Origin of the sequence: Apibacter adventoris, from assembly GCF_002964965.1 — a bacterium.
GTDB lineage: Bacteria > Bacteroidota > Bacteroidia > Flavobacteriales > Weeksellaceae > Apibacter > Apibacter adventoris.
The window spans coordinates 132336-144704 of sequence record NZ_PSZN01000003.1 but is presented as its reverse complement, the minus strand read 5'-3'; the positions used below and the strand labels follow the sequence as shown (position 1 = coordinate 144704).

9 protein-coding genes are annotated in these 12369 nt (G+C 28.8%); 2 read left to right on the top strand and 7 right to left on the bottom strand.

Annotated features, from left to right (window positions below; all coding sequences use genetic code 11):
• Position 1 precedes the first annotated feature (1 nt).
• The 5 genes from C4S76_RS02400 to C4S76_RS02380 all read right to left on the bottom strand — a co-directional run bounded on the left by C4S76_RS02400 (position 2) and on the right by C4S76_RS02380 (position 8286).
• Positions 2 to 1738 (bottom strand): thiamine pyrophosphate-dependent enzyme, encoded by a 1737-nt coding sequence (locus C4S76_RS02400; protein WP_105192303.1) that lies wholly within the window; start codon positions 1736 to 1738, stop codon positions 2 to 4.
• A 681-nt stretch (positions 1739 to 2419) separates the two neighbouring features.
• Complete coding sequence (gene gpmI, locus C4S76_RS02395; RefSeq protein WP_105192301.1) at positions 2420 to 3937, bottom strand: 2,3-bisphosphoglycerate-independent phosphoglycerate mutase; 1518 nt, start codon at positions 3935 to 3937, stop codon at positions 2420 to 2422.
• 141 nt (positions 3938 to 4078) lie between these two features.
• Positions 4079 to 5923 carry a glutamine--fructose-6-phosphate transaminase (isomerizing) gene (glmS, locus tag C4S76_RS02390; protein ID WP_105192299.1) on the bottom strand — a complete coding sequence of 615 codons (1845 nt, stop codon included), beginning with the start codon at positions 5921 to 5923 and terminating at the stop codon, positions 4079 to 4081.
• A gap of 36 nt (positions 5924 to 5959) precedes the next feature.
• Entirely contained in the window at positions 5960 to 7468 is a 1509-nt protein-coding gene (locus C4S76_RS02385; protein WP_105192297.1) for a DUF4270 family protein, read from the bottom strand.
• An 8-nt stretch (positions 7469 to 7476) separates the two neighbouring features.
• Complete coding sequence (locus tag C4S76_RS02380; protein ID WP_105192295.1) at positions 7477 to 8286, bottom strand: glycogen/starch synthase; 810 nt, start codon at positions 8284 to 8286, stop codon at positions 7477 to 7479.
• Between the two features lie 46 nt (positions 8287 to 8332).
• Between C4S76_RS02380 and panC the strand changes: the two genes are divergently transcribed.
• Positions 8333 to 9235, top strand: coding sequence for a pantoate--beta-alanine ligase (gene panC / locus C4S76_RS02375; RefSeq protein ID WP_317045833.1), 903 nt, complete (start codon positions 8333 to 8335; stop codon positions 9233 to 9235).
• A 238-nt stretch (positions 9236 to 9473) separates the two neighbouring features.
• The gene (locus C4S76_RS02370; protein WP_105192293.1) at positions 9474 to 10496 is read left to right on the top strand and encodes a lysylphosphatidylglycerol synthase transmembrane domain-containing protein; all 1023 of its coding nucleotides are present in this window, start codon (positions 9474 to 9476) and stop codon (positions 10494 to 10496) included.
• Positions 10497 to 10737: 241 nt separating this feature from the next.
• Here the strand turns inward: C4S76_RS02370 and C4S76_RS02365 are convergent, their stop codons facing one another.
• Both C4S76_RS02365 and C4S76_RS02360 read right to left on the bottom strand, forming a co-directional pair.
• Entirely contained in the window at positions 10738 to 11337 is a 600-nt protein-coding gene (locus tag C4S76_RS02365; protein WP_105192291.1) for a 50S ribosomal protein L25/general stress protein Ctc, read from the bottom strand.
• Between the two features lie 10 nt (positions 11338 to 11347).
• Positions 11348 to 12283 carry a ribose-phosphate pyrophosphokinase gene (locus C4S76_RS02360; protein WP_105192289.1) on the bottom strand — a complete coding sequence of 312 codons (936 nt, stop codon included), beginning with the start codon at positions 12281 to 12283 and terminating at the stop codon, positions 11348 to 11350.
• Positions 12284 to 12369: the final 86 nt, after the last annotated feature.

Here is a 12369-nt window from a genome sequence, read left to right as displayed (position 1 = left end):
TTTAAATGATCTCTTTAATATGTTTTATATTACTACTTATAGTATCTACTACTTCCTTAACATTTCCACTCAACATCATTTTTATCATAGCAGTACTCATTCCTTTAATTTGGCTCCATTCAATTTTAGGAGGTAATGCTAAAGAGTTTGGATCGGTCATAAAGTTTACCAAAACCGGTCCTTCAGTACTAAATGCTTCTTTAATAGCTGCTTCAACTTTTTCCGGATCGTGAATATTAATTCCTTTAAATCCCATTGCTTGGGCAATCATCCCAAAATCAGGATTTATCATATCTGTTTCATTGTCAGGTATTCCATCTACTTCCATTTCCAGCTTTACCATACCTAAGGCTCTATTATTAAATACAAATATTTTAACTGGTAATTTGTATTGATAAATAGTTGCTAAATCGCCTAAAAGCATAGATAAACCACCATCACCACAAAATGCAATCACCTGTTTCTCAGGTTGCGAAAGTGCTGCTCCTATAGCCATAGGCATAGCATTCGCCATAGTACCGTGATTAAAAGAACCTAACATTTTTCTTTTTCCTGTTGCATGTATATAACGAGCTCCCCATACACAACACATACCGGTATCTACAGTAAAAATAGCATCGTCTTCAGCTAATCTGTTTATTGTATCTGCAACATATTCAGGATGAATAAGATCTTTTTTTCCTTTATCATCTACATATATTTTCAAACCTTTTTTTACCTCCTTATATCTTTCAAGCTGTTCCTTTAAAAATATGTCTTTTGCTTTATTTTTAATTAATGGTAACAAAACTTGCAGGGTGTCTTTAATTTTTCCACATACCCCTATTTCCACTTTAGCTCTTCTTCCTAAAATTTCAGCTCTTTCATCTATTTGTATTATTTTTTTATCTAAAGGCATAAATTGCGCATAAGGAAAATCTGTTCCTAAAAGTAATATAACATCAGATTTATGCATACTGTGAAATGCGGAAGGTAATCCTAATAATCCTGTCATGCCTACTTCATAGGGGTTATCATATTGAGTAGCCATTTTTCCTCTAAAAGAATACCCTATTGGTGATTTTAATTTTTCTGCTAATTGAATGAGTTCTGAATGTGCCTCTTTTACACCTATACCGCAATATACTGTTATTTTTTCATTATTATTTAATATATCTGCTATTTGATATAGCTCTTCATCAGATGGTCTTATTATGGAAGTATGTTTATAAATTTTAAGTGAACTAGATGCTTCTTTGGCTTGTTTCGCTGCTAAATCTCCGGGAATACCAAAAACAGCTACTCCTTTTTTTGTTATAGCATGTTGTATAGCTGCCTGTAACATTCTAGGTGCTTGTTCCGGAGTTGTGGCTATTTGATTGTACACACTACAATCATCAAATAATTTTGTGGTGTTTGTTTCTTGAAAATAATCTGTTCCGAATTCAGTACTTATACAGGTGGAGGCTATGGCTATTACGGGTACATGACCTCTATTAGCTTCATACAAACCATTAATTAAATGAACATGACCAGGACCTGAACTTCCTGCACAACAAGCTATACCTTCTAACTCTGCTTCTGCCGCTGCTGCAAAAGCTCCTGCTTCTTCATTTCTAACATGTATCCACTCTATCTTTCCATTTCTTTTTACGGAGCTATTTAATTCATTTAAGCTATCTCCTGTAACAGCATAAATTCTTTTAACTCCGCTTTGTACAAGTATATCTACTACTTGATCCGCTACTTTTTGACTCATAATTAATATAATATTTTTTTTCGAATATAACAAATTTCATTCCTTTTATTTAACTTAATAAAAAATAAATTCTTAATATATTTATATTATATTAACAATAATGCATATTTATTTATAATTTTATTTTATATTTAAATTAAAATAATTAAATTATTCATTTCTTAAACTCTAATAGCTTACATTATTTAATATTATGACATAATAATTTTAAATAATTTAATTAAATGAAATTATTTGCATTAAATATTTTTTATATATAAAAACATTTAAAATTATAATCATACTATTAAAATAAAAAGTAATATAAAGAAATTATATATAAAAAGTAGTATAAAAAAATGTTTTTAAATAAATAATTTTTTAGGATTTTATTTTCGAATAATTTTATATAGATTAATATTGCGCCGAAATAATAAAGGGTATTATAATCAAATATAAAATAAGTTATTTTTTATAATCCAAAAATATCATTTATTTAATATTTAGTAGTATTTTTAAATATTAAAATACTTTCTTTCAAGAATATCACAGGTATAAGATAATGTCTTATAAATTATTATTCAGAAAAAAAATATTGAATTGAAAATTCAAAAAATAAGATTTTTATTTAATTATTATTTATCTAAATAAAAGCAAAAAGGAAGATTATAATCTTCCTTTTTTTTAATTTTTAATTATTTTTCAAATTAATACATCTCCTGTCATTTCTTTAGGTATAGGTATTCCCATAAGAGTTAGAATTGTAGGAGCTATATCTCCTAACTTTCCTTGATGTAATTTATATTGTTGATTATCTACAATTATCATTGGTACTAAATTGGTAGTGTGCTGAGTATTAGGTGAGCCATCTTCATTTTTCATTTTATCTGAATTCCCATGATCTGCTATAATAACTGTAACATAGCCATTTTCTAAAGCTGTCTGACATATTTCTTTAGCACATTCATCAACTGCCTCACAAGCTTTAACGGCTGCTTCAAAAACACCGGTATGACCAACCATATCGGCATTGGCAAAATTTAAGCAAACAAAGTCTACCTCCTTCTTTTTTAATTCCGGTATAATGGCATTTTTAATATCATATGCTGCCATTTGAGGTTTTAAATCATAGGTAGGAACATCTTTAGGAGAAGGACATAATATTCTACTTTCATTTTTAAACTCTTCTTCTTTTCCTCCTGAAAAAAAGAATGTTACATGTGGATATTTTTCAGTTTCTGCTATTCTGATTTGTTTTTTTGTAGCATTGGCTATTACTTCTCCTAAGGTATTTTTAATGGTATCTTCTTTAAAAATTACTCGGATATTTTTAAAATTTTCATCATATTCCGTCATTGTAACAAAGTATAAATCTAGTTTCTTCATGCTTTGTTCTGGATAATCATTTTGTGTCAAAACTTCTACTATCTCTCTTGGTCTATCTGTTCTAAAATTAAAACATATCACTACATCTCCTTCTTGTATGGTTGCTATAGGTTTATCGTTCTCCGTCACAATAATCGGCATTAAAAATTCATCAGTAATTCCATCTTCATAAGATTTTTGTATAGCATTCAGTGGATCAGAAGTTTTTATTCCTTCAGCATTTACTATAGTATCATAGGCTATTTTAACTCTTTCCCATCTCTTATCTCTGTCCATTGCATAGTATCTACCAACAATTGATGCTAATTTTGCGTTATTTTTATTGCAAAATTGTAAGGTTTCTTTAATGAAACCTTTCCCACTTTGAGGATCACAATCTCGTCCATCTGTAAAAGCATGAACAAAAATATTTTTTACTTGGGAAGTATTCGCTGCTTCTACCAAAGATTTTAAATGTGAAATATGCGAATGAACTCCACCATCAGAAACTAATCCTATAAAATGAACCGATTTATTATTTTTTTTGGCATATTCAAAGGCTTTTTTTAATTCTTCTTCATTTCCTAAAGTTCCATTTTCAACGGCAAGATTTATTTTTGCTAAGTTTTGATATACGACCCTTCCGGCTCCTAAATTCATATGTCCTACCTCTGAATTTCCCATTTGTCCTTTTGGTAAGCCTACATCTAGTCCATAAGTAATCAATGTTGTATTAGAATATTTTTGAAAGCAACTGTCAATAAATGGAGTTTTTGCTTGATCTATTGCTGATACTTTTTTATCTGTGGCAATTCCCCAGCCATCTAAAATCATTAAAATTACTTTTTTATTCATCTCTTGATATTTTTTGCAAAAATAGGCTATTTTTATTTTTTAATGTAACTAAATATTTCTATTTTTTTATGATTTTTGTACTATTTATCAAAAAAAAGACTTAGATACCTAAGTCTTTTATATAACATATACTTTTTTAGATTATTCTACTGTAACTGATTTAGCTAAATTTCTAGGTTGATCTACATTCACCCCTCTCATTATAGCTATATCATAGGCTAATAATTGTAATGGAACAGAGGCTAAAATAGGAACAAAATATTCTGAAACAGCTGGTATTTCTATAGCTTGAGAAACTATATTCTTAACTTGTGTATCTTCTTGAGTTACTATAGCTATTACTTTTCCTTTTCTAGAATTAATTTCCTGTATATTACTAACTATTTTATCATAATGAGTAGTTTTCGGTGCTATTACTACTACCGGCATATTTTCATCAATTAATGCAATAGGACCATGTTTCATTTCTGCTGCAGGATATCCCTCGGCATGGATGTAAGAGATTTCTTTTAATTTTAATGCTCCTTCTAATGCTACGGGATAATTATAACCCCTACCTAGATATAAAAAGTTATTAACATTTACATATAATTCTGCTATTTTTTTAACTTGCTCTTCTGTATCTTTAATTACTTGTTCTACTTTTGCTGGAATTGATTCCAATTCTGTTAATAAAGAATTAAATTTTTCTTTACTAATGGTTCCTTTATGTTTTGCTAATTTTATGGCAATCATAGTTAGGACTGCAAGTTGTGCTGTAAAAGCTTTAGTAGAAGCTACACCAATTTCTGGCCCTGCATGGGTATAAGACCCTGCATCTGTTAACCGTGCAATTGAAGAATCTACCACATTACATATACCATATATAAATGCTCCTTTTTCTTTTGCCAATTTAAGTGCAGCGAGAGTATCTGCTGTTTCCCCTGATTGCGATATAGCTATAACTATATCTTCATCTGTTATTATGGGATTTCTATATCTAAATTCAGAAGCATACTCTACTTCTACAGGAATTCTGGCTAAATCTTCTATTAAATATTCTCCAATTAATCCTGCATGCCATGAGGTTCCACAAGAAATAATAATAATTCGTTTGGCATTTAAAAATTTTTCCTGATAATCCCAAATTCCAGCCATCTGAATTATGCCTTTTTCTACTAACAAACGTCCCCTCATAGTATCCATAATAGATTTAGGTTGCTCATGGATCTCTTTTAGCATAAAATGGTCATACCCTCCTTTTTCGATTTCTTCTAAACTAATCTTTAATTCTTGGATTATCGGATTAACTTTTTTATTATCTTTTATTTTATGTACATCTACTCCTTTGAGTGTAATAGTTGCCATTTCGCCATCTTCTAAATATACAGCTTCTTTGGTAAATTCTATAAATGGAGAAGCATCTGAGGCTACAAAATATTCATTATCTCCAATACCTATAGCTAAGGGGCTACTAAGTCTAGCTACGACCATCTCTTGAGGCTGATCTACTTCCATTACCGCTATAGCATATGCCCCGATTACTTCATTTAAAGCAACTCTAACAGCTGTACTTATATTTAATTTTTGAGAATCCTGAATGTATTGAATAAGATTTACCAAAACTTCGGTATCTGTTTCGCTTTGAAAGGTAAATCCTTTTGATAATAACATTTTTTTAATGGTATCATAATTTTCTATAATTCCATTATGTACTATAGCTATTTTACCATTATTAGATAGATGAGGATGTGAGTTTTTATCACTGGGAATTCCATGAGTAGCCCAACGGGTATGTCCCATCCCCACAGTTGCGGTAGAATTCAAATTAGAACATATTTTTTCTAAATCTGAAACTTTTCCTTTTGTCTTTTTTAGCTTAAAACTATTATTTTCGTTTAGAATAATTCCTGCACTATCATACCCTCTATATTCTAATCTTTTTAATCCGTTTATAATGATTGGATATGCTTGTTTATGTCCTATATATCCGGTTATTCCACACATAAAAAATAAAATTTAATTACTGTTAATATTTACAATTTAATTTTTTGTATAGGCTATTTCTAACCTTAATTGTTTGTCTCCTGCTGTTTTATTACCATAGAAAACTAACCTGAATGGTTCATAGGCCCGTGTTGTTTTGGTATATCCTAAATATGCATTTGAACTATTTTTTAAAAAATCTCCCATTTCTACTAAAATTTCATCATTAGGAAGATTTTTTTCTATTATATCTTTTATTTGTTTTGTTATATTTAAAGTATAATATCCTGGATTCCCAATAATATCATAAATCGGATTAAAGATATATGAACTTCCATAACCATTAGTCAGATCGGGCAAAAATTTCTTTTGAGTAACATTATATGCATAAATATAATTTGGCTTAGAAGCAAAATTTTCTGTCATATAGAATTTTAATTTAGCTCCCATAATAGCCCAACCTTTATTTTGTACTGAATCTTTTACGGCTAACAACTGGGAATCATTTAATTTTATATGAATAGATGGACCTCCCATTCCTTGTAGAAATAATTTAGATTCTCCTGATATTTTATCTGGGTTATCTCTATTATGTAAAAATTCATTACTAGCAGTAGCTCTTTTATAAAAGTTATATTCCCCTAAAGATGTATTATAATTACCTCCCATAGTGAAGGAATAAGAAGCATTAGTATATTTTGAATCTGATGAATTAACTTTATATCTGTAATATGCTATTAATTTTATTTTATTAACAGGAAAATTAAACATAAATTGAGAATATTCATTAATAGGTGAAATTCTTAGTCCTTGAAAGTATTGAATGAAATGAGAATTATCCGCAATATTGACACTCCCTTTTTTATCGAAAAAATTTTGTTTAAAATAAGTAGGGTCTAATTTTATATAATAACCAGGAGTTGTTGCTTCCAAAATCGTACTTCCATTACTGGTTCTTATAGATGTGCTTATTACTGAATCCCCTATAGTTTTAGTACCTAAAAGTTCTCCTATAGTTACAGTTTTATTTGAATAAAATTTAGACTCTATTGATTCTAAAAAAGTATTAATTTTGTTTACTGACAGTTGCATTGTGGATCCAGTTTTTCCTAAAAATGAAGTTATAGGATATCGAGTTATATATTTTATAGTATCAATACCACTTGTAGTGCCCGGATTTAGTGTAATTTGTTTTACTTTTGACTGAGAACTGTTATATTCAGGAAATAGAGATAATACCACAGAATCTACTATTTGCATAGAACCTTTAATTTCATCGGAAGTACTTAATCTTAACTGAGTACTGAATGAAGCTTTCGATTTGCCAAAAATATTATCTTCATAAACACCAATTAAACCTTTGGTAAGAGTTTTATAATCGGCTCTAATGGTATCGTTATTTGAAACATTATAAGCAACTAAATCAACATAAGCAATATTTCCTGCAGATTTATCCGGAATGAGATTAGCTCCAATATCTGTAGTATCATTTTCACAACTTAACAAAAAAGTTATTGATATAAAACACAATACCAATAACTTAAGATTAAATTTCAATATTTTCATATATTCCTTTACTCTTGAATATTTATTTCATTTGTATCTTGATAGATATTTTCTACATTTTCATCTTGTACAAAGCCAAATTTTGGAGTATCTAATTTATTAAATAAATCTTCTAATTCGTCTAATAAAACTTCTTCCCCTTTAACAATTGAATCTGAATCATTCATAGCCTGTTTAATAATACTTGTATACGAATTATCTGTTAAAAATTGTAATTTACTAGTATCTATATTATCAAACTCTAAAATATCTTTTAGATTTTCACTAAATAATCCCCCATCACCATGATTATATACAGATGTTATAATCTTTATATCATTAAAGAAAGCATCGTTTGCATAAATAGTTCTTAAATAAATGGGTAAAAAACTGGCCATCCAACCATGAATATGTATAATATCGGGCACCCAGTTTAATTTTTTTATAGTTTCTAATACTCCTTTGGTAAAGAAAACAGATCTTTCATCATTATCTTCAAACCATTGATTAGAATTATCATGATATATTGCTTTTCTTTTAAAGTATTCTTGATTTTCTATAAAATAAACTTGCATCCTTTCTCCAGGTAAAGAAGCAACTTTAATAACTAAAGGTTGATCTAAATCATTAATGATCAAATTCATTCCAGACAATCTAATTACTTCATGAAGCTGAAATCGTCTCTCATTGATCATTCCAAACCTTGGCATAAAAATTCTTACATCATTTCCTTGTGCAAACATTTGTTTGGCTAAATTGTAAACTCCTGATGAAATAGGATTTTCATTAAAATAGGGAACTAACTCAGAAGTTACATGAAGTATTCTTTTTGAACTCATTATAAACTGTAGACTGATTTTTAATTCTCAAAGTTACAAAAAATTAATGAAATGTAGTACTTTTGCGTCGTTTTCAAATATATTGATAATTAAATTTACCATAGTTATGCTGGTATTAAAAAATAAACAAGAGGTAACAGATTTTATTCAATCTCTTAAATATAAAGGGCTTACCATAGGCTTTGTACCTACAATGGGAGCTTTGCATTCTGGCCATCTTTCCTTAATAAAAAAATCAATAGAAGATAACCAATATACTATATGCAGCATTTTTGTTAATCCTACTCAATTTAATAACTTAATGGATTTGGAAAAATACCCTAGAACTGAAGATTCTGATATAGAGAAGTTAAATGCTGTGGGGTGTGATGCTGTCTATCTGCCTAAAATAGAAGATATTTATCCTAAAGGTACTGAAATTGATCCGATTGATTTAAAAGGGCTAAATTCTGTTATGGAAGGAGCTTCTAGGCCTGGACATTTTGAAGGGGTTGCTACTGTGGTAAAAAGATTATTTTTACAAACTCAACCCACCAATGCATATTTTGGAGAAAAGGATTTTCAACAATTACAAGTAATTAAACAAATGGTTAAAGATCTAAATTTATCAATTAACATTATAGGAATTCCCATAAAAAGAGAAGAAAATGGTCTGGCTATGAGTTCTAGAAATATTAGATTGTCTCAGGATTATATTAATAAATCTACAATACTTTATAAGTCATTAATACAAGCTAAAGAGTTAGTTAAATATCATAATCCGAAGGAAATAATTAAAATTATTAAAAAAATATTTAATAATTCAGATCTGAAACTTGAATATTTTAATATAGCTGATGAAGAATCTTTACTGACACCTGAGGAATTTTTACAAGGTACACATTACCGTGCATTTATTGCAGCTTATGCCGGAGATGTCCGACTAATAGATAATCTTAGAATACTATAAAATATTTGATTATTCATTTATCATTATAAATATATAACACAAAAATCGCTAATTATATAAAAAATTACTATTAAATTATAAATTTTAAAGTAAAATTGAACGCTATTTTTATAGCAAATTAGAAAAGATATAATATTAATTTTAAAAGTATAAACTAAGATTATATTTTAGCTTGTTATTTTTTTATCTTTTTAAATCATTATTTATCAATTAAATATTAAACGAATTTCTTTTATTTATGAGTAAAAAATTAAAAAATTTTATCACTATTGTTATATCTTTATTTATAGCGGGTACTTTGATGTATTTAGTTTCGCGAAGCCTTGGTGGTGATTTCATACAAAAAACAGTCTCTGTAGTAAAACGTGCAAATTACTTATGGGTAGGTATTGCTGCTATTTTTGGTTTAGGGGCATATTGGATTAGAGCTATAAGATGGAATTTATTATTAGAACCTATGGGATATAAAATAAGCAATTCTAATTCTTTATGGGCTTTATCTTTTGGCTATTTTTTAAACTTAGGCATACCCAGAATGGGAGAAATCGGAAGAGCTACAGCTTTACAAACTGTAGAAGATGTTCCTTTTTCAAACTCTTTTGGAACTATCGTTACTGAAAGAATCATTGATTTTTGTTTTATGATCTTATTTTTACTTTTAGCTCTCTTATTTAATTATAGTTCCCTTCTTTCCTTTTTTGATTTACTTGGAAATAACTCCGATACATCAAACGTCGAAAAAAGTTATACAATATATTATATTTTTCTAGGCATCTGTATTCTTTTAGGTATTTCTTTCCTTGTATTTAGAAAAAGAATTTTAAAATTATCTTTTACAAAAAAATTAATAAATCTTTTAAATGGTATAGTTACCGGATTAATTTCTGTGTTTAAACTAAAGCAAAGAGTCAAATTTTTCTTACTTTCTTTTGGTATATGGATATGTTATTTTTTTGCTGCCTATATGGTTGTATTTGCTCTTCCAGAAACCTCTTTTATACCAATTAAAACCGGTTTTTTCCTTTTAGCTGTTGGAACTTTAGGTATGCTAGTTCCTGCTTCCGGAGGAATAGGTGCTTATCATGGAGCTATGATGATAGGATTTTCAGCTCTTTTTTTAAGTATGAATCAATCGGCTAAATTAGGTAAAGATATTGGGTACTCTTATGCCATATTATCTCATAGTTTACAATTAATAATTATGATTATTATGGGATTGATTTCTGTGTTTATGCTAGCTAAAAATAAAAAGGTAAAATAACTATTTTTTATTGAAATTACTTTTTGAAATATTAATTTAAGATTTCAGAAGCAAGTTATAGATATAATTAAAAAAAGAATTTTCAAACAAAATGTTACATTTGAAACCTAACATAGATAATTAAATATTTCAAAAGTAAAAAACATATTGAGTTCTATATCTAAAAGTTTTATAAATATAAATTAAGAAAACAAAAAAACTGCAAAAAATTGCAGTTTTTTTATTTTTGAAAACTTCTTTCTTATTTTGCTGAATCAGCTTCAGTACTATCTTCTGCTGTATCTGCATCACCTTTAACATTACGCGATGTTTTAACAGCTGCAATAACCGTATTAGACGGATGTAAAATTTGAAATTTTTCAGCTTCTATTTTAGAGACTTCAAACTTATCTCCAACATCTAAGTCAGTAACATCTATTACTACCTCATCCGGTAAGTTTGCAGGTAAAGATTTAACTTTTAACTTTCTTAAGTTAACACGAAGTGCTCCTCCTCTAACTACCCCTTTAGATCTTCCCGTAATAATTACAGGAACTTCCATAGTTACTAATTTTTTAGGGTTTAATTCGTAAAAATCTGCATGGATAATTTTATCAGTTACAGGATGGAACTGAACATCTTGTAAAATAGCCTCTATTTTTTTACCCTCTACTTCTAAAGTAACTGTGTGTGCTTCGGGAGTATAAACTAAATTCTTAAAACTTTTTTCGTTTGTAGAAAAGTGTAATACTTCTTTTTCCCCATAAACAACACAAGGAACTTTTTCAGCATTACGTAAGGCTTTAGATGAATTTTTACCTACGCTTTCTCTTTTTTCTCCTTGAATTGTAATTGATTTCATAAAATTATATTTACATGATAAATTTTGTACTAATGGATTCTCTATTATGAACTAAGTTCATCACCTCACCAAATAGAGGGGCGCAAGATAATACTTTTATTTTACTTATGGAAGTATTTTTCAACGGAATTGAATCCGTAACAATTACTTCCTGTAATTTAGATTGATTAATTCTATCAAAAGCACCCCCAGAAAATATAGGATGAGTAGCCATAGCTCTAACACTTAATGCTCCGGCATCCATAATTAAATCAGCAGCACGAGTTAATGTTCCAGCCGTATCAATCATATCATCTACTAAAATAACATTTCTTCCTTTAACATCACCGATTAAGGTCATGAAATCTACATTATTAGCTTTTTTCCTTTCTTTATAACAAATTACTACCTCTGCATTTAAATAACTGGCATAACTTCTTGCCCGTTTAGCTCCTCCCATGTCCGGTGAAGCTATTGTAAGATTTTCTAAATTTAAGGATTTAACATAGCTGATGAAAATTGTAGATGCAAACAAATGGTCTACCGGAATTTCAAAAAAACCTTGAATTTGATCTGCATGTAAATCCATAGTCATTACACGCGTTGCTCCGGCTGCTGTTAAAAGATTTGCTACTAATTTTGCTCCTATAGGAACTCTAGGCTTGTCTTTCCGATCTTGTCGAGCTAAACCAAAATAAGGAATTACTGCTGTAATCTTTTCTGCTGAAGCTCTTTTTGCAGCATCTATAATAAGAAGCAATTCCATTAAATTATCAGCCGGAGGAAAGGTCGATCCTATTACAAAAACTCTAGAACCTCTTACTGATTCTTCTAAACAAGGTTGATATTCCCCATCGCTAAAATCCAAAAAACTAAGTTTCCCTAAAGGCATCCCATAACACTGAGAAATAGTTTCTGCTAATGAAATATTTTCTCTTGTTGCAAAAATATGAACTGGCTGATTCATTTATTATAGTTTATTTATATAGTTCCATAAAATTTTACGATGTTACAAATTTATTATTTTTAAGTAATATATAAAAAAATGAGTAA